Annotated in this window: 22 protein-coding genes, 1 tRNA gene and 1 other RNA gene; 13 read left to right on the top strand and 11 right to left on the bottom strand. The window is 69.6% G+C overall.

The window, feature by feature from the left end; genetic code table 11:
- Positions 1-166: 166 nt before the first annotated feature.
- On the top strand, positions 167-1,642 hold the full coding sequence (locus G528_RS0108795) for an HNH endonuclease signature motif containing protein (RefSeq protein WP_245569727.1): 1,476 nt from the start codon (positions 167-169) through the stop codon (positions 1,640-1,642).
- Between the two features lie 55 nt (positions 1,643-1,697).
- On the opposite strand, the gene G528_RS0108800 is transcribed toward G528_RS0108795, so the two are convergent.
- On the bottom strand, positions 1,698-2,273 hold the full coding sequence (locus G528_RS0108800; RefSeq protein ID WP_245569728.1) for a TetR/AcrR family transcriptional regulator: 576 nt from the start codon (positions 2,271-2,273) through the stop codon (positions 1,698-1,700).
- A gap of 50 nt (positions 2,274-2,323) precedes the next feature.
- Here G528_RS0108800 and G528_RS0108805 point away from each other — a divergent pair, with 50 nt between their 5' ends.
- Both G528_RS0108805 and G528_RS0108810 read left to right on the top strand, forming a co-directional pair.
- Positions 2,324-3,790 (top strand): carotenoid oxygenase family protein, encoded by a 1,467-nt coding sequence (locus G528_RS0108805; RefSeq protein ID WP_026918648.1) that lies wholly within the window; start codon positions 2,324-2,326, stop codon positions 3,788-3,790.
- A gap of 12 nt (positions 3,791-3,802) precedes the next feature.
- Positions 3,803-4,387: a DUF4334 domain-containing protein gene (locus G528_RS0108810; RefSeq protein WP_245569729.1), complete on the top strand. Its 585-nt coding sequence runs from the start codon at positions 3,803-3,805 to the stop codon at positions 4,385-4,387.
- A 14-nt stretch (positions 4,388-4,401) separates the two neighbouring features.
- Here the strand turns inward: G528_RS0108810 and G528_RS0108815 are convergent.
- Both G528_RS0108815 and G528_RS0108820 read right to left on the bottom strand, forming a co-directional pair.
- Positions 4,402-4,473 (bottom strand) — tRNA-Val (locus tag G528_RS0108815).
- 63 nt (positions 4,474-4,536) lie between these two features.
- Positions 4,537-5,349 (bottom strand): spermidine synthase, encoded by an 813-nt coding sequence (locus G528_RS0108820; RefSeq protein ID WP_035719488.1) that lies wholly within the window; start codon positions 5,347-5,349, stop codon positions 4,537-4,539.
- Positions 5,350-5,422: 73 nt separating this feature from the next.
- Here G528_RS0108820 and G528_RS0108825 point away from each other — a divergent pair, with 73 nt between their 5' ends.
- A complete protein-coding gene (locus G528_RS0108825) occupies positions 5,423-6,331 on the top strand; it encodes a cobalamin biosynthesis protein (RefSeq protein WP_026918651.1) in 909 nt (302 codons plus the stop codon).
- Positions 6,332-6,347: 16 nt separating this feature from the next.
- Here G528_RS0108825 and G528_RS0108830 read toward each other — a convergent pair whose 3' ends face one another.
- Genes G528_RS0108830 through G528_RS0108840 form a run of 3 tightly spaced genes read right to left on the bottom strand, consistent with a single transcriptional unit; the run spans position 6,348 to position 8,575 of the window.
- Positions 6,348-7,334: an SURF1 family cytochrome oxidase biogenesis protein gene (locus G528_RS0108830; RefSeq protein WP_026918652.1), complete on the bottom strand. Its 987-nt coding sequence runs from the start codon at positions 7,332-7,334 to the stop codon at positions 6,348-6,350.
- 34 nt (positions 7,335-7,368) lie between these two features.
- Positions 7,369-7,854, bottom strand: a complete 486-nt coding sequence (locus G528_RS0108835; protein ID WP_026918653.1) for a low molecular weight protein-tyrosine-phosphatase — start codon at positions 7,852-7,854, stop codon at positions 7,369-7,371.
- Positions 7,847-8,575, bottom strand: coding sequence for an HAD hydrolase-like protein (locus tag G528_RS0108840; protein ID WP_026918654.1), 729 nt, complete (start codon positions 8,573-8,575; stop codon positions 7,847-7,849). The genes G528_RS0108835 and G528_RS0108840 overlap by 8 nt, the downstream gene beginning before the upstream one ends.
- A gap of 23 nt (positions 8,576-8,598) precedes the next feature.
- On the opposite strand from G528_RS0108840, the gene G528_RS16975 reads away from it, so the two are divergent.
- The 5 genes from G528_RS16975 to rnpB all read left to right on the top strand — a co-directional run bounded on the left by G528_RS16975 (position 8,599) and on the right by rnpB (position 12,915).
- Complete coding sequence (locus G528_RS16975) at positions 8,599-9,909, top strand: aminotransferase class I/II-fold pyridoxal phosphate-dependent enzyme (protein ID WP_084638124.1); 1,311 nt, start codon at positions 8,599-8,601, stop codon at positions 9,907-9,909.
- Positions 9,906-11,036 (top strand): Nif3-like dinuclear metal center hexameric protein, encoded by a 1,131-nt coding sequence (locus G528_RS0108850; RefSeq protein ID WP_026918655.1) that lies wholly within the window; start codon positions 9,906-9,908, stop codon positions 11,034-11,036. The genes G528_RS16975 and G528_RS0108850 overlap by 4 nt, the downstream gene beginning before the upstream one ends.
- Positions 11,033-11,776 (top strand): zinc ribbon domain-containing protein, encoded by a 744-nt coding sequence (locus G528_RS0108855; RefSeq protein WP_026918656.1) that lies wholly within the window; start codon positions 11,033-11,035, stop codon positions 11,774-11,776. The genes G528_RS0108850 and G528_RS0108855 overlap by 4 nt, the downstream gene beginning before the upstream one ends.
- Positions 11,777-11,814: 38 nt before the next feature.
- Entirely contained in the window at positions 11,815-12,447 is a 633-nt protein-coding gene (locus tag G528_RS0108860) for a histidine phosphatase family protein (RefSeq protein WP_084638125.1), read from the top strand.
- 51 nt (positions 12,448-12,498) lie between these two features.
- Positions 12,499-12,915: RNase P RNA component class A (rnpB, locus tag G528_RS18035), an RNA gene on the top strand.
- A 71-nt stretch (positions 12,916-12,986) separates the two neighbouring features.
- On the opposite strand, the gene pip is transcribed toward rnpB, so the two are convergent.
- Positions 12,987-13,946 carry a prolyl aminopeptidase gene (gene pip / locus G528_RS0108865; protein ID WP_026918658.1) on the bottom strand — a complete coding sequence of 320 codons (960 nt, stop codon included), beginning with the start codon at positions 13,944-13,946 and terminating at the stop codon, positions 12,987-12,989.
- A gap of 20 nt (positions 13,947-13,966) precedes the next feature.
- The gene (gene panB, locus G528_RS0108870) at positions 13,967-14,815 is read right to left on the bottom strand and encodes a 3-methyl-2-oxobutanoate hydroxymethyltransferase (protein WP_026918659.1); all 849 of its coding nucleotides are present in this window, start codon (positions 14,813-14,815) and stop codon (positions 13,967-13,969) included.
- Positions 14,816-15,076: 261 nt separating this feature from the next.
- Here panB and G528_RS0108875 point away from each other — a divergent pair, with 261 nt between their 5' ends.
- The 3 genes from G528_RS0108875 to G528_RS16980 are packed head-to-tail and all read left to right on the top strand — an operon-like array spanning position 15,077 to position 20,591.
- On the top strand, positions 15,077-16,414 hold the full coding sequence (locus tag G528_RS0108875) for a glutamine synthetase family protein (RefSeq protein WP_026918660.1): 1,338 nt from the start codon (positions 15,077-15,079) through the stop codon (positions 16,412-16,414).
- Positions 16,415-16,427: 13 nt separating this feature from the next.
- Entirely contained in the window at positions 16,428-19,454 is a 3,027-nt protein-coding gene (locus G528_RS0108880) for a bifunctional [glutamine synthetase] adenylyltransferase/[glutamine synthetase]-adenylyl-L-tyrosine phosphorylase (RefSeq protein ID WP_026918661.1), read from the top strand.
- Positions 19,455-20,591 (top strand): esterase/lipase family protein, encoded by a 1,137-nt coding sequence (locus G528_RS16980; RefSeq protein WP_051198567.1) that lies wholly within the window; start codon positions 19,455-19,457, stop codon positions 20,589-20,591.
- Between the two features lie 8 nt (positions 20,592-20,599).
- Here the strand turns inward: G528_RS16980 and G528_RS0108890 are convergent, their stop codons facing one another.
- The 3 genes from G528_RS0108890 to glnA all read right to left on the bottom strand — a co-directional run bounded on the left by G528_RS0108890 (position 20,600) and on the right by glnA (position 23,478).
- Positions 20,600-21,196 carry an FKBP-type peptidyl-prolyl cis-trans isomerase gene (locus G528_RS0108890; protein WP_026918662.1) on the bottom strand — a complete coding sequence of 199 codons (597 nt, stop codon included), beginning with the start codon at positions 21,194-21,196 and terminating at the stop codon, positions 20,600-20,602.
- 33 nt (positions 21,197-21,229) lie between these two features.
- A complete protein-coding gene (locus G528_RS16985) occupies positions 21,230-21,877 on the bottom strand; it encodes an FKBP-type peptidyl-prolyl cis-trans isomerase (protein ID WP_035719491.1) in 648 nt (215 codons plus the stop codon).
- A 167-nt stretch (positions 21,878-22,044) separates the two neighbouring features.
- The gene (glnA, locus tag G528_RS0108900; RefSeq protein WP_026918663.1) at positions 22,045-23,478 is read right to left on the bottom strand and encodes a type I glutamate--ammonia ligase; all 1,434 of its coding nucleotides are present in this window, start codon (positions 23,476-23,478) and stop codon (positions 22,045-22,047) included.
- A 271-nt stretch (positions 23,479-23,749) separates the two neighbouring features.
- On the opposite strand from glnA, the gene G528_RS0108905 reads away from it, so the two are divergent.
- Positions 23,750-24,283, top strand: a complete 534-nt coding sequence (locus tag G528_RS0108905) for an RDD family protein (RefSeq protein ID WP_026918664.1) — start codon at positions 23,750-23,752, stop codon at positions 24,281-24,283.
- The last annotated feature ends 101 nt before the right edge of the window (positions 24,284-24,384 follow it).

The following is a 24,384-nucleotide window of genomic DNA, read 5'->3' on the forward strand; positions in this document are numbered from 1 at the left end:
CAGCCGAACAGATCAATGATGGCCAACTCGACGGAGCGTCGGTCCGGCAGAGGGCCGCCAGGACGGGACCACTTACAAGTAGCAATGTCAGAGCCTCTTGTTAGTGTCGTGTCACAGCTTCAATAGCAGCGATGAGCTGCAGGAACACGCTTAGGGGGTGAGGGTCGTGACGACGATCATCGCCGAGCCGATCTCACCCGATCTGGATGTCCTGCTGCCCGATGATCCGGTCGCCCTGGCCGCCGTCGCCAAAGCGGTCGCCGTGAAACTCGCTGCACTACCGCTGGCCGCCTCCACCGAAGGTGAGTTGTTGACGGCGGCGGAGTCGTTGGAGCAGGCGCGGCGCCGGTTCGATGCCGCCGATGCGGCGGTGCTGGTGGAGATTTCTGATCGGGGTGCCTACCGCACGGCTGGCTACCTGTCGTTGCATGCGTATCTCTCGGGTGGTCTGCGGGTCGGTGACGGCGCCGCGAGGCGTCGCCGGGTCGCCGCCGCGGCGATCGGACGATTCACCAACATGCTCGGCCAAACCCTCGAACCGCGATGCCCGGCCACCGCCGACGCAGTCGCCGACGGGCAGATCGGGGTCGATCACGTCCTGGAAATCGACGCCGTCCTGACCCGCATCCCCGCCGCCGTCACCACCGACGTCCGTGAGGGTGCCGAAGCCCAACTCGCGGCCGTGGCCCGCACCCTGACCCCCGCCGGCGTCCGCACCGCCGGTGTGCGTCTGCTGGCGCATCTGGATCCTGATGGGCAGCTCACCGACGACCGCGACCGCCGCCGCCTGCGCGGCCTGGCGTTGATGCCCCAAGACCGCCAGTTGATGAGCGCACTGCGCACCCGGCTCACCCCGGGGTTGCGGGCCGACCTCGAGATCATGCTGCAGTCCTGGGCCGCCCCGGGCATGAACAACCCCGACGACCCCGCCTCCCCGACCGGAGCCGTCGAATCAGCCGACCCGGCCGTGGTGGCTGCGGCGGCCGAGCGTGATGACCGCACCCCGATGCAACGCAACCACGACGCCCTCCACGCCCTCCTGATCCTCGCCCGCCAACAATCCCCGGCGTCGGGGTCGTTGCGTTCCGAACTCGTCGTCACCATCACCGACGCCGAACTGGCCGCCCACGCCGGCATCGCCCTGACCGCCACCGGAACACGAGTACCGATCAGCGAACTGGTCCGGCTGGCCGCCGCAGCGACCCCACACCTGGCAGTGTTCGCCCACACCACCGGCGAACCCCTCTACCTCGGACGCGGGCGGCGCCTGGCCTCGCGTGCGCAACGACTGATGCTCTTCGCGCGCGACCGCGGCTGCACCGCCCCCGGCTGCGCAGCACCCTTCGCGCGCACCGAGGCCCACCACTTCCCGGACTGGCAAGACGGCGGACCCACCGACATCGACCACCTCGGAGCCGCCTGCGGCAGCCACAACCGCACCGTCGGCACCGCACCCGGCCAATGGGAAACCCGCATCGCGGCCACCGGCCCCCACACCGGACGCGTCCACTGGCGACCGACCCCACCAACCACAACAGGCACCGGCGGACCACACCGGTGGCAGATCAACACCATCCACCACGCAGAACTCCTCCCGACCACGGACCCCGACCCACCGCCGACACCACCAGCGCCGGGGTGAACGGCCGTTCACAGAGAGCGTTCGGGACAGTCCTGTGCCTTGCGGTGCCGTCCGACTATGGGCGATGCACGGCGGAGGTGATGAATTCGGCCAATTGCGCGTGCGTGAGGTGCCGTGCGGGCGAGAGGAGGTTGGCGTAGATGGCGCCGACCATGAACTCGATCGCCGATGCGGGGTCGGGGTGGAGTTCGTCTGCCAGCGGAGAGTCGGCGATATGGGCGAGCGCCCGCTCGGTGACGACGTCGACCAGCGTGGGGTGAGACCTGGTGCGAATGAGCCAGGGCAGCAGTTCGGCGGCGTCGTTCTGCAATGCGGCGTGCAGGGGCTCATTGCGCGCGTTGTGGTCGAGCACTTCACGCACAAGCATCGTGATCGTCTGCTCGGGTTGATCCGCGAAGCGCAGGCGGTTGGTGACCAGTGCTTCGAGATCGTTCAGCTCCGTGACGACGAGAGCGGTGATGAGATCGTCACGCGAGGCGAATCGACGGTACAGCGTCGCCCGACCTATCCCGGCTTCCCGAGCGACCGCAGTCAGCGTCAATGCACCGATGCCCACGCGCTCGATCACGGCGCGGGCTGCGACGAGTACATCCTGGTCTTCAGCCATGACCGACACGATATCGCCGGACAAACACGGGCGTCTATTGAACCGAATGCTTCATACGTGAGACACTCGGCCGCATGAGTGGCTCAAATGCTGAGGGGTACGTCACCGCCTCCGGCGAGCCCGCGGGTGCATCACCCTGGGATTCGCAGTGCGCCGAGTTCGACTACCGGGTCCGCGATGTATGCGGCCAGATTCCGCAGTCGCTCCGAGGGGTCCTGTACCGGATCGGCCCGGGGCGGTTCGAGGTCGGCGGCCACCCGGTGGAGCACATCTTCGACGGTGACGGCATGGTGTCGCGGTTCGAGATCGGGTCGACCGGGGTGCACTATCGGAACCGCTACGTGCGGACACGGAACTACCTGCGATCGTCCGACGATGCGACCCCTTCGCGCGGGTTCGGTACCCAGCGTCTGGGCGGTGCGATGGCCAATGCGCTGCGATTCCCCGAGAACATGGCCAACACGAATGTGCTGGTCCACGAGAACGCGCTGTACGCGCTGTGGGAGGGCGGACGCCCCCACCTCCTCGATCCGAGCACTCTGGAGACACACGGTCCGGAGTCGTTCGGTGGAGCGTTGAAACGACTCGGCGCGTTCTCCGCGCATCCGAAGACCGATCCGCTGACCGGCGACGTGTTCAATTTCGGTCTCGACTTCTTTCCGCGGCCGATGATCCGCTGCTACCGGCTCACTCCGCGCGGTCAGATCTTCGGTGTCGGAACGGTACCCATTCCCAAACTCGGATTCGTCCACGACTTCGCGTTGACCGCGAAGCACATGGTCTTCGTCCTCGGTCCACTGGTGGTCAAACGACCGATCCCCGTCGCTCTCGGATTGCGCCCGTTCGACGACGCGCTGTCGTACGAGCCGGACCTCGGCACCACGATCGTCCTGGTCCCACGCGACGGCGGTAAGCCGATCCGCGTCGAATACGATCCGCTGTTCCATTTCCACGTCACCAACGCCTACGAACGCGGCCCCGACACCGTCGTCGACCTCGTCGCACACCAGGCCGACGACGGATGGGCGGGATGGAACGCCCACCTCCGCGACTACCGCGGCAATCCGGGCCCCGCTTTCGGCGGGACCCTCACCCGCCTGGCGATCAACGGTGCCGCGCGCCGGTGCACCAGCGAGCCGCTCAGCGACCTCGGCGGCGAGTTCCCGCAACTCGACCAGCGACGAACGACCGCCGAGCACCGATTCACCTATCTCGCGCAGGCATCGGTGCGGGGCGGCAACCCCGACCTGATCACGACCATCGACCACGAGGACGGCACTCACCGCCACTACCGCACGGACGGGGAGGCCACGGTGTGCGAACCGATCTTCGCGCCGGATCCGACCTCGACTGACGAAGGCGTCGGGTGGCTCCTCACCATCGAGCACCGACCGGCGGAACAAACGTCCGCCCTGTGCATCCTCCGGGCCGAGCGTCCCGACGACGGGCCGGTCGCGGTGGCCCGGCTGAACCACCACATACCGATGACATTCCACGGCGCGTTCTCGCCGTCCGCCCCGCCCCGAGCGACCGACCACTGACAGGAGTCACCCGTGCCGAGCATCCCTGATACCCCGAGAGCAGTTGACGCTCTGGATGAGCTGCGTCGCCTGCAGCGCACCGGCTGCACCCTCCGGCAGGCCGCCGAGTTCTTCGACTCCTTGCCCGCGGCCGAGATCGGCGACCTGACACCCTCACGGTTCACCGGGAGCGAACTGCCCACCGGCCACCTGTTCGACGGGATGCTGACCGACAGCGGCTGGTACGGGAAGAGCTTCCGCACAGCCGACAACGTCCAACCGCTGCTCTTCTCGGCCGGAGAGGCCGTGTTCGCCATCAACCCGATCCTCCTGCCCCCGTTGACCATCGCGAGCCGAACGCCTCGGATCATCGCGCGCGGGTTCAAACGGTCGCTACCGGCGCTGCGGCACCTCGTCGGCACGCGGAAGGCTCACGCCCGGCTTCGCGCCATCGATCACAACGGAGTCGAGACGGCGGCGATGGTCTACGACAGCCTTCCGATCATCGACGTCTTCAAGAAGGTCTCAGCCGACACGTTCCTCGGGCTCATGGACTACCGCGGCACCCCGGACCCCTATTTCTTCGTGATCGACCGGGATCATCCGGCGCTCGGCTGAGGGCCGTGGTCACGTGCGCGCAAAGGGATTCGAACCCCTGACCGCTGGTGTGTAAGACCAGAGCTCTACCGCTGAGCTATACGCGCTCGGCCGCCGGAGACGGCTCGCACAAAGATACCCCGGGACGGGGAAGGCTCCCCAAACCGGTGTCAGGCGTCGCCGTCTCGGAGCACCGTACCGGAACCGAAGGCGCGCGCATCGGCACCCGAGAGAAGTCGGGCGGGCTCCGGGTCGGCGCGGAGACGGCGCTCGAGCGCCGGCGAATCGGGGAGTGGACCGTCGGATGCGATGACGATGATGTTGCCGCTGCGTCTGCCCTTGAACATGGACGGATCGGCGATCAACGCGACTCGGGTGAACACCGACGCGATGGTGGCGACCTCGCTGCGCGCCGACACCAGATCGCGACGGTCGCCGCAGTTCGCGATGTACAGCCCGTCCGCCGTCAGCACTCGGCGAACGGACTCGGTGAACTCCGCGGTCATCAGGTGCCGCGGAGTGACGCTCGAGGCGAAGGCGTCGCGGATCACGACGTCGCGCGTCCCCTCGCGCAACGACTCGACGACCTCCCGGGCGTCGCCGACCCGGATGCGCAGACGCGGAGCCCGCGGCAGGTCGAACCATTCGCGCGACAGTCGAGCGAGTTCCGCGTCGACCTCCACCGCCACGTGCCGCGACTGCGGATATCCGTGAGCGAGAGCGCGAGGCAGGGCGCAGGCCGCGGCGCCCAGGTGCAGAACGCGGAGCGGCTCATCGCGGTCGGGCCACCGGTCCTCGACGGCCGCGACGGCCTGCCGCATGTACTCGAAGTCGAGAAGCTCGGGCCGGTCCGGATCGATGTGACTGCTCTGCACTCCATTCACCGCGAGCAGCCACCCGCCGTCACGGTCGGCACGGAGCTCGGCCGTGCCGGTCGAGATGTCGAAGGTGCCGGACTCCGGTCCGGGACGAGAAGCGGCCATCGCGGTGATCCTAACCGCCGCCCCGAGACCCGGCACCTCCGGCGAACGCGTGCCGCCCGACTACCATCACGGCGTGCGGACGAACACAGCTGAAGCGATCGGCCTCGCAGCCGGCGCCGCGGCCGACGCGGTCCTCGGAGACCCCCGACGCGGTCACCCGGTGGCCGCGTTCGGCAGCGCCGTCACCGCCGCGGAACGACGGATGTACGCCGACGACCGCGCCGTGGGCGTCGCGTTCACCGCCGGATGGGTCGGTGCGGCGACCCTGACCGGTGCACTGCTGGCGCGAGCGGGCACGCTCGGGACCGCCGCCGCCGCATTCAGCTCACTGGGCGGGACCTCCCTGTGCCGCATCGGCGACCAGATCGCCGACGCCCTCGACGCCGACGAGATCGACGAGGCCCGACGTCTCGTCTCGGGCCTGGTCGGCCGCGATCCGTCGCTGCTCGACGAGTCCGGGATCTGCCGGGCCGCGGTGGAGTCGATCGCCGAGAACACCTCCGACGCCGCGGTGGGGCCGCTGATCTTCGCTGCCGCGGCAGGTTCCGCCGGCCTGCTCGGATACCGGGCGATCAACACCCTCGACGCCATGATCGGCTACCGGAACGCGCGGTACCGCGACTTCGGGTGGGCGGCCGCGCGCATCGACGACGTCGCGAACCTCGTGCCCGCGCGCATCACCGCCCTGGCCGTCGCCGTCGTCACGCGGCGCCCGGCAGCCGTGTGGCGGGCCGTCCGTGACGACGCGGGCGCCCACCCGAGCCCCAATGCGGGGGTGGTGGAGGCGGCGTTCGCCGGTGCCCTCGACATCGAGCTCGGCGGTCGCACCGTCTACTCCCACGGCGTCGAAGACAGACCGACCCTCGGCAGCGGGCGACCCCCGAATCCCGCGGACCTGCGGGCGGCCGTGCGACTGTCGCGTCGAGTTCAGCGCGTCGTGGCGGCGATCGCCGTCGTCATCCGGTGGCGCATTCGCCGCTGACGCAACCGCCGCCCGATCACTTGCCGTAGCGACGCGCCAACTTGGCCTTCACATCACCGGCCGCATCCGCGTCGGCGGCGGCACCCGCACCGATCTCCGCAGAATCCTTGGCGTGCATGTCGTTGCCGGTGAAGACGCCGGCCCCGCGCAACTGCGCGCGAATGCGGTCGCGTTCCGCGCGACGCTCCGTGGCAGTCGTCTCCTCGGCGGGCTCCGGACCGTCACCGGGCGAACCGGCGGCGATCGCCTCCGCGTTCTGCTTCTTGGCCAGGCGGCGGGCCTTCACCTCGGAGTAGATGAAGTAGCCGGCCCCGAGCGGCGCCATGATGCCGAACGCCAGCCACTGCAGCCCGTAGGAGAGGTACGGCCCCGACTCGAGCTGGGGGAGCGGAATCGACCCGAGCGACCCCGGCTGATCGTCCGAGATCTGCAGGTAGAAACCCTCGTTCCGGAACCCGGTGAGGGGCGCCAACTCGCGGGTGTCGACGGTGTACGCCGTCAACTCGCCGCCGTCGTCGCGGGGTTTCTTGCCGGCGCTGGTCGACTCGGTCTTCCGGAGACGGGAGACCACCGAGACCTCCCCCTCGGGGGCCGGAGGGACGCTGACCTCGTTGTTCTCGCCGAGCGGGAGGAAACCGCGGTCGATGAAGACGACGCGGTCGGTTCCGGCGACGGCGAACGGCGTCACCACCTCCACGGCGGGGCGGCCCTCGGCATGGCGCAGACGGATGACGACCTGCTTGTCGTTGAGGAAATGCCCGCGCATCGACACCAGACGCCACTCGTTGTCGGCGTCGAAGGCTCGACCTCCGGGCTGCAGTTCGGCGAGCGGCACCGGATCGGTGGACGTCGCGGTTCGGATCAGATCGTTGCGGTGCTCAGTGGCCGTGTTCTTGCCCAGCTGCCACGGCGCGAGGACGGTGAAGCACGCTGCGGCGAACGTGATCACGAAGATCGCGAGGAGCAGCCACCCGGGGCGCAGGAAGGTCTTGAGCAGTCGCACGCCTCCAGGTTACCGACCTGGCGGCGACCGCCGCTCAGGCGTCGTCGAGTGCCGCGCGCACCCACGCCACGATGCCGGGCACCGCGGCCTCGATCTGCGTCCGGACACCCGCGAAATCGTCCGGCCCGCCGTAGAACGGATCCGGGACGTCGGAACCGTCGGCCGCGGGGTCGAAACTGCGCAGGAGCCGCACGCGACTCCCCAGACGTTTGCGCTCCAACTCGGCGACATGTCCGGTGTCCGCGACGATCAACAGGTCGGCCGAGAGGTGATCGGGGGAGAGCTGGGCTGCCACGTGCCGGTCGGAGTAGCCGTGGGCGAGCAACTCGGTCCGTGCCCGATTGTCGGCGGGCTCCCCGATGTGCCACCCGCCGGTGCCGGCGCTGGTGATGCGGACGCGGTCGGCCAGGCCGGCCTCGGCGATCGCATGGCTGACGATCGACGCCGCCATCGGCGACCGGCAGATGTTGCCGGAGCAGACGAAGCACACGTGGAGTGTGCGGGACGCATTCTCAGACACCGAGTTCCTCACGCAGTCGTTGGACCGAGTCGACGATCCATCTGTCAGGTGCGATCCCGGCGCCGCCGGTGAGTCCGACCGACGACGCGGCGGCCGCCAATTCGCCGGGGAGAGCATATCCCCATGTCACCGAGACGGTCGGGATCCCATGCTCGGCGGCCCCGACCACATCGTGCGATCGATCGCCGATCATCACCACCGGGGTCGCTGTCGGATCCAACTGTAGTACCTCCAGGGCGTGCCCGACCACGTCTGCTTTCGTCGGGCGTGTGCCGTTCTCGCCGGCGCCGGCGACAAACCGGAAATACGGGGTGAGACCGAAATGGTCGACGATGGTGCGTGCGATCCGCTGATTCTTGCTCGTGGCGATCGCCATCGTCCGGCCGGACGCGGCCAGATCGCGCAGGAGTTCGGTCATCTGGTCGTAGACGCGGTTCTCCCGCCAGCCGACGACGTCGTAGCGTTCGCGGTATGCGGCGATCGCCGCGGCGACGCGGTCGTCACCGAGGCCCCGTGCGTGGAGTGAGTCGGCCAGTGGAGGTCCGACGATCGTCCGCAGGAAGTCGTCGTCGGCGCGGGGTTCGCCGATGGCGTCCAACGCATGGTTGAACGATCGGGTGATGCCGTCGTAACTGTCGGTGACGGTGCCGTCGAGGTCCACCAGGAGCGCGGTGCCGGGATCGGCGATGAAGTCCAACGGGCTGCGGGTCACGCCGTCCATGGTGCCCGTAGGCTCTGCAGACCATGAATTCGGGCCAGACGGGGAGTTCGGGGCAGACAGGGAGTTCGGGGCAGACAGGGAATACGGGCCAGACAGGGAGTTCGGGTGCCGCGCTGTTCGACCCGAACCGACACGGGGACGAGGACGCCGCCCCCGGTGCCCTCGACTTCGCCGTGAACGTCCGCCCCGGACCCCCGGACTTCCTGCGGGAGATCCTCCGTGCCGGCATCGACGACCTCGCGGCGTACCCGCGACGCGACGACGTCGCAGGCGCGGTCCACGCGATCGCCGACCGACACGGGTGCACCGCCGACGAGGTCGTGCTCCTCGCCGGGGCCGCCGAGGGATTCGAGCTGCTCACCAGGCTCGGCGCCCGGCACGCCGCGCTGATCGCACCGTCGTTCACCGAACCCGAGCGGGTGCTCGCAGCCGCCGGAACGCGGATCACCTCGGTGATCCTTCCGCCTCCGTGGCGGCTGGCCACGGAAGCGACCCCCGACACGGAAGCGACCCCCGACACGGAAGCGACCCCCGACACGGCAGCGATCCCCGACACGGCAGCGATCCCCGAAGACGCCGACCTGGTCGTGATCGGCAACCCCACCAATCCGACCTCCGTCCTGCACCCGCGAGAGGCGATCGAGCGGTTGCGTCGTCCCGGTCGGATCATCGTCGTCGACGAGGCGTTCGCGGACGTGACGCGCGGCGCCGACGGACGAACCGAGCCCGAATCCCTGGCGGGGGCGGGGCATCACGACGTGATCGTGATCCGCTCGGTCACCAAGACGTTCGCGCTCGCCGGTCTGCGCGCCGGATACCTCATCGCGCATCCGGATGTGATCGCGCGGCTCACCGGGCCCCGACGCCACTGGCCGCTGGGCACCCTCGCCGTGCGTGCGCTGACCGCCTGCCTCGGGCCCACGGGCGCCCGGTACGCGGCCGACCAGGCCGCCGTCGTGGCGGCGGACCGCGCCCACCTCGTCGCGGGGCTCGCAGCGGTGGGGTTGCGGCCCGCGGCGGAGCCGGAGGCGTCGTACGTCCTGGTGGAGGCGCCGGGCGGACTGGCCGTGAAAGCCGCCCTCGCGCAACGCGGGATCTCGGTGCGCAGTTGCGCGAATTTCGCCGGTCTGGGGCCCGATCACCTGCGCTTCGCCGTCCGCGACCGGGCGTGCACCGATGTGCTGATCACCGCACTGGGCGAGGTGCTGGACGACGTGCCGCCCGACGTGCCCGCCCCGTCGGGCGGTCGCAGCGGGCAGACTGGTCGAGACCGCGAGTCTGCAGACCGCAGTTCATTCAGATCGACGACCGAACGAGGAGCTGAGCATCGATGAGCCCAACGCTGGGTGACGTCACGGCCGAACTCGACCGGGTGTATCCACCCGCTCTCGCCGAACCGTGGGACGCGGTCGGTCTGGTGTGCGGCGACCCGGACGAATCCGTCCGTCGCGTCCTCACCTGCGTCGACGTCACCGACGCCGTGGTCGACGAGGCGCTGCGGATCGATGCCGGGCTCATCGTCGCGCACCATCCCCTGCTGATGCGCGGAGTGACGTCGGTGAGCGCCGACACCGCCAAGGGGCGGCTGATCCACCGGCTGATCCGCGGCGGCTGCGCCCTGTTCTCGGCACACACGAACGCCGACAAGGCGCGCCGCGGCGTCTCGGACGCCCTGGCCGATCTGCTCGGGGTCACCGACACCGTCCCGCTGGCACCCGAACCGGTCGCGCCGCTCGACAAATGGGTCGTGATGGTGCCCGAGGCGAACACCGAACAGGTCAGCGAAGCGATGTTCGGCGCGGGTGCGGGTTCGCTCGGCGACTACCGCGACTGCCTGTGGAGCGTCGTCGGGACCGGACAGTTCCTGCCCGTCGACGGTGCGGCGCCCGCACTCGGCGCCGTCGGCGATCTGACCCGCGTCGACGAGGCCCGCCTCGAACTGGTGGCGCCCCGCCGGCGTCGCGCCGCCGTCCTCGCAGCCCTGCGCGGGGCGCACCCGTACGAGGAACCGGCCTTCGACGTGTTCGAGCAGGCGGCGATCGACGGTGACGTCGGCCTCGGACGCGTCGGACGACTGCCGGCGGCGATGACGTTGGCGGAGTTCGTCGACCACGCCGACGCGATGCTGCCGCGGGCCCCCTGGCCGATCCGCGCCGCCGGCGACCCCGACGGCGTGATCGAGACGGTCGCGGTGTGCGGCGGGGCGGGGGACTCGATGATCGACGCCGCGACCGCGGCGGGCGCCGACGTGTACCTGACCGGCGATCTGCGGCACCACGTGGTCGACGAGTCGCGGCGCGCCGGAGCACCCGCACTCGTCGACGCCGGCCACTGGACCACGGAGTTTCCGTGGTGCGTGACCGCAGCCGCCGTGGTGGAGAGCCTCGGCTGCCGTGCCGAGGTGTTCAGCGAACCGACAGACCCCTTCACGGTGGTCGCCCGACGAGAGGAGAACCGATGAAGGCTCCGAACGCAGAGCAGCGCCGCCTGCTCGACCTGGCGGGGCTCGACGCCGACCTGGCGAAGGCCCGGCATCAGCGCAAGAACCTTCCCGAAGACGCCGAACTCGGCACACTCGCGACCCGCCTGGCGCAGATCCGCGACGACCGTGCGGCGGCGCAGGCGGCGGCCGACACCCTCGCCGACGAGTATGCGCGGGTGGAGACCGAACTCACCGGGACGACCGATCACCTCGCACGCGACCGCGAACAGATCGAATCGGGGATCGTGAGCCACAAGGCGCTGACCGAACTCCAGCACGAGGTCACCGGACTCGCCCGCCGCGCCGAAGCGTTGGAGACCGAACTGCTCGAGGTGATGGAACAGCAGGAGGCGACCGCGGCGGAGGCACAGCGCACCGAGGCGGCCTTGATCGAGGCGACCGACCGCGAACTGGAGCTCGTCGCCGAGCGGGACGCCGCCGCGGCCGCCGTCGAGCGCCGGATCGAGGACCTGACGGCGACCCGGGAGGCGACGGCGGGCGAGATCGGCGACGACCTCCTCGGCGTCTACCAGCGGTTGCGCGACCAGGGGCGCGTCGGCGCCGGGTTGCTGCGGCAACGGCGGTGCGGGGCGTGCCGGATGGAGATCGACCCGCACACGTTGTCCGGGATCGCCGCTGCGGCCGCCGACGACGTCGTCCGATGCGAGGAGTGCGGCGCCGTCATGGTGCGCACCGAGGAGTCGGGACTCCCGAAATGAGTGACGGCCCCCGCCGCGGCCCGACCTGGCAGGGTCGAATGAGCACGCCGACGCGCATCGTCCTGCTCCGACACGGCCAGACTCCGCTGTCGGTGGACCGGCGGTACTCCGGTCACGGCGACCCCGCGCTGACAGACCTCGGTCGGCGTCAGGCGCAGCGCGCCGCCGAGCGGATCGCGACCGGAGCCTTCGGGTCGATCGACGCGGTGCTGTCGTCGCCGCTGACGCGGACCGTCGAGACCGCGACGGCCGCGGCGTCGGCCCTGAGTCTCGACGTCGAGACCCACGGCGGACTCATCGAAACCGACTTCGGCGCCTGGGAGGGATTGACCTTCGGCGACGCCGCGCGGCGTGACCCCGATCTGCACGCCCGGTGGCTCTCGGACATCGACGTGGCCGCGCCGGGCGGCGAGAGCTTCGCGGCGGTCGGCGATCGGGTCGCCGCGGCCCGCGCCGACCTGGTGGGGCGGTTCGCCGGCCGGACCGTGCTGGCGGTCTCGCACGTGACGCCGATCAAATCGATGCTGCGGGACGCTCTGGGCGTCGGCCCGGAGCTGCTGTTCCGACTGCACCTGGATCTGGCGTCGGTCTCGGTGGTCGAGTTCTACCCCGACGGGGGAGCCGTGGTGCGTCTGGTGAACGACACCGCGCACTGGTCCGAAGACCGCTGAGAGCACATGTCGCGCGGCCCCGTGCCGAGCGGCTACTGTGAACCTCGCGAACGAGTCGGCCGGGCGGCCGCGGCGAGGGAACCGCACGACTGATCGTGCAGGCCCGAGTCGAGGAAAGTCCGGACTCCGCAGAGCAGGGTGGTTGCTAACGGCAACCCGGGGCGACCCGCGGGACAGTGCCACAGAGAACAGACCGCCCGGACGTCTGACGTGCGGGTAAGGGTGAAACGGTGCGGTAAGAGCGCACCAGCGATGCGGGTGACCGCATCGGCTCGGTAAACCCCACCCGGAGCAAGGCCGAAGCCTGCACTCGCCTTCGGGGCGTGCAGGTGCGCGAGTGTTCGAGGACGGCTCGTCCGAGCTCGCGGGTCGGCTGCTCGAGGCACCCGGCGACGGTGTGCCCAGATGGATGGTCGCCACCGGTCCGCGCGACCGGGACAGGATCCGGCTTACACGCCGACTCGTTCGCCCCACCCCGATGCGCATGCAGTCGCCATGCTCGGTCCCTGCACCGGGGGCCGAGGGCGTCGGCGATCACGTCACTGTCGGTCGGCGAAGCGGTCGGTCGCCTCGATGAGGTGATGGACGATACCGGGTTCGAACGACGAGTGCCCGGCGTCGTCGACGATGTGCAGGTCGGCGGCGGGCCACGCGCGATGCAGATCCCATGCGCTGCGCATCGGACAGACCACGTCATAGCGACCCTGCACGATCACCGACGGAATATGCTGCACCGCAGCGATGTTCGTGAGCAGCTGACCGTCTTCGAGGAAGCCGCGGTGATAGAAGTAGTGGTTCTCGATCCCGGCGAACGCGAGATCGAAGCGATCGGATCGGGGTTGATCCGGTTCGGTGCGGGGGAGCAGATGGCTGGTCCGCCCCTCCCACGTGCTCCATGCCGTCGCGGCCCGCTGCGCGGCGTCGCGGTCGTCGCCGGTGAGCAGGCGGCGGTAGGCCGCCACCAGGTCGCCGTCGCGCTCATCGACCGGGATCGGCGCGAGGTACGTCTCCCACAGGTCGGGGAAGAGGTGGGCGGCGCCGCCGTTGTAGTACCAGTCGATCTCGCTGCGGCGCAGCAGGAAGATCCCGCGCAACACGAGTTCGGTGACCCGCTCCGGGTACCGCTGGGCGTACGCCAGTCCCAGCGTGGAACCCCACGAGCCGCCGAACACCTGCCACCGGTCGATGCCGAGGTGGTCGCGGAGACGCTCCATGTCGGCGATGAGGTGGTCGGTGGTGTTCACCGACAGATCGGCGCCGTCGGCGATGTGCGGGCGCGAGCGACCGCACCCGCGTTGATCGAACAGCACGATCCGGTAGCGGGTCGGGTCGAAGAACTGTCGCTGCGCAGGCGACGTCCCGCCGCCCGGTCCGCCGTGCACGAAGACCACCGGTTTGCCGTCCGGGTTCCCCGAGCACTCCCAGTAGACCTCTTGGCCGTCTCCGACGGTCAGGTGTCCGGAGTCGTGCGGATCGAGCGGCGGGTACAGGGTGCGCATCGTCGTCGAAGTCCCGGGCGTCAGTACGCGTGTTCGGGCGCCGGGAACGACGCGGAGGCCACCTCGGCGGCGTAGGTCCGCGCCGCGTCGCGCAGATCGTCGCCGATCGACGTGTACCGCTTGACGAACTTGGCGGTCTTGCCGTGGGTGTATCCGGCCATGTCCTGCCACACGAGGACCTGGGCGTCGGTCTCGTTGCCCGCGCCGATCCCGACGGTCGGGATCGTCAGCTTGCGGGTGATCTGACCGGCGATGTCGGCGGGAACCATCTCCATCACGACGGCGAACGCTCCGGCCTCCTGTACCGCGATGGCGTCGGCGACCAACTGGTCGGCCGCATCACCGCGCCCCTGCACGCGGTAGCCGCCGAGACCGTTGACGCTCTGCGGGGTGAAACCGATGTGCGCCATCACCGGGATGCCGGCATCGGTGAGCGTCGCGATCTGCGGTGCGAGCCGCTCGCCGCCCTCGATCTTGATCGCGTGGGCGCCGGATTCCTTGAACATCCGGACCGACGACTCGAGTGCCTGCTGCGGGCCGGCCTCGTAGGTGCCGAACGGGAGATCGGCCACCACGAGGGCGTGCGGGGCGCCGCGCACCACCGCGCGGGCGAGGGGGATCAGCTCGTCGAGCGTCACCGGGATGGTGGTGTCGTAGCCGTACACGACGTTGGCCGCCGAATCGCCGACCAGGAGCACGGGGATCTCAGCGTCGTCGAAGATGCGCGCCGTCGAGTAGTCGTACGCGGTGAGCATGGCCCACTTCTCGCCCTCGGCCTTCCACTTCGCGAGGTGCTGAATGCGGGTGGCTCGGCGGGGTGTGGCCCCGGCGGTGTCGGGAACGGATCCGTAGACGGGTGCTTCGGACATGTGTCTGCCTCATTTCTGCCTCGAGTCCCGCTCGGCGGGTACCCGGGTCGGTGTGGACGTGTCCGATTGTTCCACCGGTCGCCGCACCCGAGAACCCGCCGACCGGTGGGATTGGTCACATCGGATCGGCCGAGGCCGGTCTCGGTGAATGCCGCTGCCGTTCTCGGCGAAAGCCACTGTCGGTCTCGGCGAGCTCCGCTGTCGGCGACGCGCCCGGCCGGGTGTAACACGTGCGTAACCGCCGCCATCTAAGGTTCGGGTATGGACCGCCAACAGGAATTCGTGCTGCGCACCCTCGAAGAGCGGGACATCCGCTTCGTCCGACTGTGGTTCACCGACATCCTCGGGTACCTCAAGTCGGTGGCGATCGCCCCGGCCGAACTGGAGGGCGCGTTCCTCGAGGGCATCGGGTTCGACGGGTCGGCGATCGAGGGCTTCTCGCGGGTGTCGGAGGCCGACATGGTGGCCAAACCCGATCCGTCGACCTTCCAGGTGCTGCCGTGGCGGGACGACGGCGACCTGTACTCGGCGCGCATCTTCTGCGACATCGTCATGCCCGACGGCTCGCCGTCGTGGGCCGACCCGCGCAATGTTCTGCGCCGTCAACTCAACAAGGCCGCCGACCAGGGCTTCACCTGCTACGTGCACCCGGAGATCGAGTTCTTCCTCCTGGAGAACCGGCCGATCGACGGCACCGACCCGGTGCCCGCGGACCGCGGCGGATACTTCGATCAGGCGTTCCACGCGCTGGCGCCGAACTTCCGTCGACACGCCATCGACGCACTCGAGGCGATGGGCATCTCGGTGGAGTTCTCCCACCACGAGGGGGCGCCGGGGCAGCAGGAGATCGACCTGCGGTACGCCGACGCACTGTCGATGGCCGACAACGTGATGACCTTCCGGTACCTGGTGAAGCAGGTGGCGTTCACCGACGGCGTGCGCGCGACGTTCATGCCGAAGCCGTTCACCGAGTACCCGGGGTCGGCGATGCACACGCACATGAGTCTCTTCGAGGGCGACACGAACGCCTTCCACAATCCGGACGACCCCATGCAGCTGTCGACGGTGGGCAAACAGTTCATCGCGGGAATCCTGCGGCACGCGGGCGAGATCAGTGCGGTCACGAACCAGTGGGTGAACAGCTACAAGCGGTTGATCTACGGCGATGAGGCGCCGACGGCCGCCACGTGGGGCGGGGCCAACCGGTCGGCGATGGTCCGCCTGCCGCTGTATACGCCGAACAAGGCCTCGTCGCGGCGGGTGGAGATCCGCACCCCCGACTCGGCGTGCAACCCGTACCTGTCGTTCGCGGTTCTGCTGGCCGCCGGACTGAAGGGCATCGAGAACGGCTACGAGCTGCCCGAAGAGGCCGAGGACAATGTGTGGGCGTTGACCGAGGCGGAACGTCGGGCGATGGGATACCGGGAACTGCCCGGGTCCCTCGCCGAGGCGCTCGCCGAGATGGAGCGGTCGGAGCTGGTCGCCGAGACGCTCGGCGAACACGTCTTCGACTACTTCCTGCGGAACAAGCGCGCCGAGTGGGCGGCGTACCGGAGCCGGGTGACGCCGTTCGAACTCGAGCAGTACCTGCCGCTGTAGGCCGGGGTCGCCAGTGACTGTCTCAGGAGGACGTTCGGTCGTACCCAGCACCGGTCGGCTCGGCCTGCTGCACCCGGACGCGCGGGAACGCGTGGCGGACCTCGGGTGGTCGGGGCGCGAGAGCGTCGATCTGCTGTGGGCCCTGTCGCGGGCCCCCGACGCCGATATGGCGCTCGGGGCGCTCGGCCGCCTGCACGACACCGACCCCGACGAGTGGTCGCGGATCGACGCGGCGATGCGCGCCGACCGCGGTCTCCGGGGGCGGCTGCTGTCCCTGCTCGGCGGATCCGATGCGCTCGGCGATCACCTCGTGGGACACGCGGGCACCTGGGAGCTGCTGATTCCCGACGATCTGCCGACCGCAGACGAGGTCCGCGAGACCATGCTGGCGGCGGTGGCCGCCGTACCCGAGCCGAGTGCGATCGACCACGGCGACCTGCTCTATCGGGCGGGCCTCACCGGCCACGACGCGGAGGCCGCGCTCCGGACCGCCTACCGGGACCAGGTGATGGTGCTGGCCGCGCACGATCTGGCGGCGACGGTCGAGGACGAGCCCGTGCTGTACCTGCCGGAGGTGGGACGGCGCCTGTCCGACCTGGCCGACGCCGCGCTGACGGCCGCCCTGTCGGTGGCGCTCGCGACCGTCGTGGGCGATGAGCCGTTCGACGGCCGGATCGCGGTGATCGCGATGGGGAAGTGCGGTGCCCGCGAACTCAACTACGTCAGCGACGTCGACGTGGTGTTCGTGGCCGAACCGGCCGACGCGACGTCGGCGCGCATCGCCGGCGAGATGATGCGGATCGGATCGTCGGCGTTCTTCGACGTCGATGCCGCGCTGCGTCCCGAGGGGAAGCGCGGCGCGCTCACGCGGACTCTGGAATCGCACGAGGCGTACTACCGGAGGTGGGCCAAGACTTGGGAGTTCCAGGCGTTGCTGAAGGCGCGGGCGATGACCGGGTCGATGGATCTGGGGCGCCGATACGTCGAGGCGACCTCCCCGCTGGTGTGGGACGCCTCGGCGCGCGAGGACTTCGTGTCCGAGGTGCAGGCGATGCGTCGACGGGTCGAGTCGCTGGTGCCCTCCGAGGAGCGGTACCGCAACATCAAACTCGGCCGGGGCGGGCTGCGCGATGTGGAGTTCGCCGTTCAACTGCTGCAGATGGTGCACGGTCGCGTCGACACGCACCTGCACGTCCAGTCGACGGTCGACGCATTGGCGGCGCTCACCGACGGCGGCTACATCGGACGCGACGACGGCGCCAACCTGTCGGCGTCGTATCAGTTCCTGCGGCTGTTGGAGCACCGTCTGCAGCTGCAGCGGTTCAGCCGCACCCACCTCCTCCCGGACAGCAGCGATCCGGGCGCGATGCGGTGGCTGGCCCGTGCCGCGCACATCCGCCCCGAGGGAGACAAGGACGCCCGCGAGACGCTGATCGCCGAACTCAAGAGGCAGCGGGCCCGCGTCCGGCACCTGCACGAGAAGTTGTTCTATCGTCCGCTGCTGGAGTCGGTGGCACGTCTCGACAAGGGCGCTCTGCGGTTGTCGGACGAGTCGGCCAAACGGCAGCTCGCGGTCCTGGGCTACGTGTTCCCGGACCGCGCGCTGGCCCACATCCGGGCCCTGGCGTCCGAACCGGGCCGGAGCGGACAGATCCAGGCACTGATCCTGCCGGGGCTCCTCGAGCACATCAGCGACACCCCAGACCCCGATGCGGGCCTCCTCAACTATCGCCGCCTGTGCGACGAGATGGCCGGTGTCGTGTGGTTCCTGCGTCTGCTGCGCGACGACGGCGTGGTCGCCGAACGTCTCATGCACGTGCTGGGCACCAGCGAGTACATCGCGGATCTGCTGGTGCGGTCGCCCGATGTGATCGCGCTGTACTCGTCGGGTGCGGCCGGCCCGAAGCTCATCGAGATCGACTCGGCGGACGTCGTCAAGGGGCTGCGCGCGTCGACGATGCGGGCCGGCGACCTGCAGCGGGCGATCGCCGTCGCGCGGTCGCATCGGCGGGCGGAGCTGGCGCGGATCGCCTCGGCCGATCTGCTGGGCCTGATGTCGGTCCAGGAGGTGTGCCGCGCCCTGTCGACGGTGTGGGCAGGGGTTCTGGGGGCGGCGCTCGACAAGGTCATCGAGTCGTCGCTCGCCGAGGCCGGTCACACGGAAGCCGGTCGCACGGCGCCGGCTCGGATCGCCGTCATCGGCATGGGACGGCTCGGCGGCGGCGAACTCGGTTACGGCTCGGACGCCGACGTGATGTTCGTCTGCGAACCCAACGACGGAGTGTCCGACGAGGAGGCGCTGACGTGGTCGACGTCGATCGCCGACCGCGTCCGGAGCCTCCTGGGGTCGCCGAGCTCAGACCCGCCGCTGGAAGTCGACGTGGGATTGCGACCGGAGGGCAGGAACGGGCCGATCGTGCGGACCCTCACCTCGTATGAGGCGTACTACCGCCAGTGGGCGCAGGCGTGGGAGGTGCAGGCGCTGCTGCGCGCGCACGCCGTCGCGGGCGATGAGCAGCTCGGGTTGGCCTTCCTCCTGATGATCGACGCGACGCGGTACCCGGACGGTGGGGTGTCGCCCGACGCGGTCCGCGAGATCCGTCGAATCAAGGCGCGCGTGGACGCCGAGCGGCTGCCGCGCGGCGCCGATCCGGCGACGCACACGAAACTCGGTCGGGGCGGACTGGCCGACGTGGAGTGGACGGTGCAGCTCATGCAGTTGCGGTACGCGCACCGGTATCCGGAACTGCACAACACGTCCACGCTGCAGAGCCTCGCGGCGATCGGCGCGCTCGACCTGCTGCCGCAGGACCAGGTCGACATCTTGAGCGAGGCGTGGCTCACGGCCACCGAGGCCCGCAACGCCCTGGTGCTGGTGCGCGGAAAGCCGGTCGATCAGCTGCCGGGCCCGGGACGTCAACTGCGTTCGGTGGCGTACGCCGCCGGGTGGTCGCAGGACGAGGCCCAAGAGTTCCTGGAGCACTACATGCGCGTCACGCGGCGCGCCAAGGCCGTCGTCGTCGACGTGTTCGGCGGCTGAATGACCAACCTTCTGCACCGGCATTGGGGCCGGCCGGTCGCTGCGGTCGTGACGGCGGGCATGCGGGCCGGTCAGCGTGTGTCGGCGCCGGCGTTGTGGGCGGCGCGACGGATCGTGCGCCGGCTGCCGATCGAGCGCGTCGCCGCCATCGGCGACGACGAGACGCAGGCCAAGACCAAGGTGGTCTACGACTTCTTCTCGGGAATCGGACCCGAGCTGGCCGACCCCGGCGGCACCCTGCCGGGCGCGAACCGGTGGGGCCGGCCGTGTCATCCGGAGCGGCCCAACCCGGTGATCCTCGTGCACGGCACCGGCGGCGGCGCCCAGACCAACTGGGGCACCTATGTGCCGCTGCTGACCGACGCCGGATTCTCGGTGTTCACCCTCACCTACGGGGCCATCGAGGGGTCGCGGTGGCCGATCTCCGCGCTCGGCGGCATGCGCCGGATCGAGGAGTCGGCCGAGGAGTTCGGCGCCTTCGTGGACCGGGTGCTCGCGTCGACGGGCGCCGAACGCGTCGATGTGGTCGGCCATTCGCAGGGGACGCTGGTGCCCGCCTACTGGGCCAAGTTCCTCGGCGGTGCCGACCGGATCGACAAGTACGTGTCGCTGGCTCCGCTGTGGGAGGGGACGGCCGCGTTCTCCGAGTCGCGGCCGGTGATGGCGGCGCTCGGCGACGCCCTGGGCATCGATCCGTCCGCGGTGGTGCCCTGCCGCGCTCTTCCGCAGATGATGCGCGGGTCGCTGTTTCTGCGCCGGCTCAACGGCGGCGGCGGGCCGTACGTCCCCGGCATCCGGTACACGAACATCTCCACGATGCGTGACGAACTGGTCACGCCGTACACGTCGGGTCAGGTCGAGGGAGGTCCGGACGACTCGGTGGTCAACATCGTCCTGCAGGCCGGGTGCCCGCGCGACCTGTCCGACCACCTCGGGATCTGCGGGTCGCCGCGGGCGGCGGCGATGGTCCTCAACGCACTCGACGATCATCGCGAGTGGGCGATTCCGTGCCGACTGGTGTCGCCCTTCTTCGGTTCGCCGCTGCTGGCGCGGACCGGGGGCCTCCCGCAGCTCATCACCCCGTTCGCGCCGGGACTGATCGGCGGGCACGACCTCCCGGCCGCCCGGTCACGCTAGGCGGGTCGTCAGGAGCCGGTGGTCCCGGTGATCTTCAGGACGAAGACGAGGGAGTCATCGGGCTCGATGCCGGCGTCGGGGCTGCCGCCACTGGGGCCGTACCCGTCGGCGGGCGGCATGGCGACGGCCACGGTGGAGCCGACCGTCTGCCCGATCAGCGCCTTCTGGAATCCGGCGACGACGGTCGAGACGGGGAAGGGGACGGGGGTTCCGTTCGCGTACGAGGAGTCGAACACCCGGGAGTCGCGGCCGTTGACGCCCTCGTAGAGGACGTCCGCGGTGGAGTCCTCGCAGACCACGTCGCCGTCGCCCTTCACCAGGGTGTGGACGGCGGTCTCGTCGACGGAGAACGGTGTCGTCAGATCGACCGAGGGGGCTTTGTTCGCGGCGTCGTCGGTGACGGCGACCGTGACCGAGCCCGCCGTCCCGTCGAGCTTCCACGTCGGCGACGCGTCGGCGGCGACGGGTTCGCAGGGCTGCGACGACGTCCCGTCACCGGCCGTCGAGGCCGATGCCGACGCATCGTCGGAGTCGGAGGAGCATCCCGCGGTGAGGGCGAGCGCGAGAACGGCGGCGGGAACGACGGCGAGGGCTTTGAGCTTCATGGCTCGTCAGCGTAGCCGCACCGCCGATGGCCGCTAGAACCCGGGCGACTCGGTGGCGGCGAGGATCCGCAGGACGAAGACCAGACTGTCACCGGGTTTGATCCGACCGTCCTCGGTGCCGTCGGGGTAGCCGTCGGCGGGCGCCACCACGACGCCGACCGTCGACCCGACCGTCTGTCCCACGATGGCGCGCCGGAATCCCGGAACCACCTGGGAGGCCTCCAACGCAAGCGGTTGCCCCTTGTAGTACGTGCTGTCGAAGGTGTCGTCGGTGCGGCCGTTGACGGCCGTGTAGCAGACGCTCGTCGTGGATTCGTCGGTGACGCGCGGGCCGTCGCCCTTGCTGAACGTCTTGACCTGCGTCTCGTACACCGAGAACGGGGTGGTGATCGAGATCAGCGGCCCGTGGGTGCTCGTGGCGGGAGCGAGAGCGGCCTTCCCCGTCGCGCCCCGCACCGTCCACTGCGGGCGTGTGGTGGATGCGGCGTCCTCGGTGGGGCAGCGGCCGCTGTAGACATCCGTGGGATCCGGGTCGACGACCGCCGTGATGCCGTTGACCACACTCGGGGTCGACGCGTCGGCCTCATCGGACGGTGCATCGCCGGAACAGCCGGTGAGCGCGACGACGGCGGCCGATGCGGCGGCGAGTGCGGGAACGAGGAACTTGGCCCGGTGCTTCACCGTCGCGACTGTAACACCCGCCCGACAACACCCCGACCGATCCTCGTCCCGATCCCCCGGGACCGGTCCCGCGTCGCGTCGACACCGTCCACCGCGTGCGGCGAGGCTCCCGCGGCCGTGCCCCGGAAGCCTCGCGCGACATCACACGGATCAGCAGTCCCAGGAGCTCAGCAGTCGTAGTACAGGCTGAACTCGTAGGGGTGCGGGCGGATCTGGATCGGCTCGATCTCGTCCTCGCGCTTGAGGGCGACCCACGTCTCGATGAGATCCTCGGTGAACACGCCGCCCGCGGTCAGGTAGTCGTGGTCGGCCTCCAGACGATCGATCACCGCCGACAGGGAGGTCGGCGCCTGCGGGATGCCCTTGGCCTCCTCCGGCGGCAGTTCGTAGAGATCCTTGTCGACGGGCTCGTGAGGTTCGATGCGGTTCTTCACCCCGTCGAGCCCGGCCATCATCATCGCCGCGAACGCCAGGTACGGGTTGCCCGAGCTGTCCGGGCAACGGAACTCGATGCGCTTGGCCTTCGGGTTGTTGCCGGTGATCGGGATGCGGACGCAGGCGCTCCGATTGCGCTGGCTGTACACGAGGTTGATCGGTGCCTCGTATCCCGGAACGAGACGCTTGTACGAGTTGATCGTCGGGTTCGTGAACGCCAGCAGGCTCGGGGCGTGATGCAGGATGCCGCCGATGTAGTAGCGCGCTGTGTCGGAGAGTCCCGCATACCCGGCCTCATCGTGGAACAGCGGCTTGCCGTCCTTCCACAGCGACTGGTGCGCGTGCATCCCGGACCCGTTGTCGCCGAACAGGGGCTTCGGCATGAATGTCGCGGACCTGCCGTTGCGCCACGCGGTGTTCTTGATGATGTATTTGAACAGCTGGACGTCGTCGGCCGCGTGCAGCAGCGTGTTGAACTTGTAGTTGATCTCGGCCTGGCCGCCGGTGCCGACCTCGTGGTGGCCGCGTTCCAGGGTGAACCCCGAGTCGGTGAGGTTCGACGACATCTCGTCGCGCAGATCCACATAGTGGTCGTAGGGGGCGACGGGGAAGTAGCCGCCCTTCTGCCGCACCTTGTAACCCTTGTTGGGGGTGCCGTCGGGGTTGGTCTGGGAGCCCGAGTTCCACCACCCCGACTCGGACTCCACCCGGTAGTGGGTGGAGTTGACCTCGGAGGTGAACGACACCGAGTCGAAGATGTAGAACTCGGCCTCGGCGCCGAAGAAGCAGGTGTCGGCGATGCCGGTCGAGACCAGATAGTCCTCCGCCTTGCGCGCGACGTTGCGCGGGTCGCGGCTGTACGCCTCGCGGGTGAACGGATCGTGGACGAAGAAGCTGATGTTCATCGTCTTCGCCTTGCGGAACGGGTCGATCCGGGCGGTGGCCGGGTCGGGCAGCAACATCATGTCCGACTCGTCGATCGACTGGAATCCACGGATCGATGAACCGTCGAAAGCCAGGCCCTCGGAGAACACGTCCTCGTCGAACGCCGATGCGGGGATGGAGAAGTGCTGCATCTGACCGGGCAGATCGCAGAAGCGGATGTCGATGTATTCGACGCCCTCGGTGCGGATGCCCTCGAGCAGTTCTTCGTTCGTGCTGTACACGGTCGCCTGACTCCTAACAGTGAATCTCTGGCCAGAACTTCTCTGGCCGGAGCCGCGCCTGGAGGTCGTCGAGGCGCGAATCTCGGTCATCAGAGTACGGAGATGACGTTGCTCATGCGATAAACGGATGTTTCTCCCGTGTTACGTGGGCGGCGTCGAGGCGACCGGAGGCCCTCACCACGGGGGCCTGCGTGGTGCGCGTCACCGGATTGGGGTCCGGCGGCGCGCTGGCTACCATTGGGGCCATGATTCTCGGCCGAGGAGTGCAGTAGTGGCGCGTGCAACGGGTACCTGGCTGTCGGGTCCGCAGTTCCACGGCGCCGACGACAACGAGTATCGCGGTCAGGACCTCGGCCTGCCGGAGTCCGGCCCCGGGGCGTTGGCCGGCGGCTGGCACCGGGTGGTCGGGCTCCTTCTGGACTGGCTCATCGCCGGCGGTCTCGCGATCGCCTTCGTGGGGGTTCGCGCCGCCGAGGGCATGGCCTCGAGCTACGAGATGACGATGCGTGTGGCCGCCGTCCCGCAGCTGGCGATCTGGTTCGTGATCGGTGTGCTGGCGGCGGCGTTCTTCGGGTTCACTCCGGGCCAGTACATCGCGGGCACGCGCGTGGCACGCGTGGACCTGGGGGCCGACCGGGTGGGCGCCGAGGTCGCGGGGGAGTCTCCGCGCGCCGCCGTCGGTCCGATCCGGTCGCTGGGACGGCAGCTGATCCTGCTGTTCGTGGTGCCGGCGCTCATCAACGACTACAACGGACGGGCGATGCACGACCGGGCGACGGGAACGGCGATCGTCCGCACGCGGTAGGTCCGCGTCGTCCGCGATTGACACACACCGTCGTTCTGAACAACGATCAACGTCACCATTGATCGATGGCAGCGTCGGCTGCCGCCAGGAGGATCGTGCGT

It is taken from the genome of Gordonia shandongensis DSM 45094 (genome assembly GCF_000423025.1).
Classification (GTDB): domain Bacteria; phylum Actinomycetota; class Actinomycetes; order Mycobacteriales; family Mycobacteriaceae; genus Gordonia; species Gordonia shandongensis.

Coding starts and splice junctions, on each gene's coding strand:
- G528_RS0108805 (WP_026918648.1), top strand. CDS start 2,324: ATGAGTGGCTCAAATGCTGAGGGGTACGTCACCGCCTCCGGCGAGCCC.
- G528_RS0108820 (WP_035719488.1), bottom strand. CDS start 5,349: ATGGCCGCTTCTCGTCCCGGACCGGAGTCCGGCACCTTCGACATCTCG.
- G528_RS0108840 (WP_026918654.1), bottom strand. CDS start 8,575: ATGGACGGCGTGACCCGCAGCCCGTTGGACTTCATCGCCGATCCCGGC.
- G528_RS16975 (WP_084638124.1), top strand. CDS start 8,599: ATGAATTCGGGCCAGACGGGGAGTTCGGGGCAGACAGGGAGTTCGGGG.
- G528_RS0108850 (WP_026918655.1), top strand. CDS start 9,906: ATGAGCCCAACGCTGGGTGACGTCACGGCCGAACTCGACCGGGTGTAT.
- G528_RS0108855 (WP_026918656.1), top strand. CDS start 11,033: ATGAAGGCTCCGAACGCAGAGCAGCGCCGCCTGCTCGACCTGGCGGGG.
- G528_RS0108860 (WP_084638125.1), top strand. CDS start 11,815: ATGAGCACGCCGACGCGCATCGTCCTGCTCCGACACGGCCAGACTCCG.
- pip (WP_026918658.1), bottom strand. CDS start 13,946: ATGCGCACCCTGTACCCGCCGCTCGATCCGCACGACTCCGGACACCTG.
- panB (WP_026918659.1), bottom strand. CDS start 14,815: ATGTCCGAAGCACCCGTCTACGGATCCGTTCCCGACACCGCCGGGGCC.
- G528_RS0108875 (WP_026918660.1), top strand. CDS start 15,077: ATGGACCGCCAACAGGAATTCGTGCTGCGCACCCTCGAAGAGCGGGAC.
- G528_RS16980 (WP_051198567.1), top strand. CDS start 19,455: ATGACCAACCTTCTGCACCGGCATTGGGGCCGGCCGGTCGCTGCGGTC.
- G528_RS0108890 (WP_026918662.1), bottom strand. CDS start 21,196: ATGAAGCTCAAAGCCCTCGCCGTCGTTCCCGCCGCCGTTCTCGCGCTC.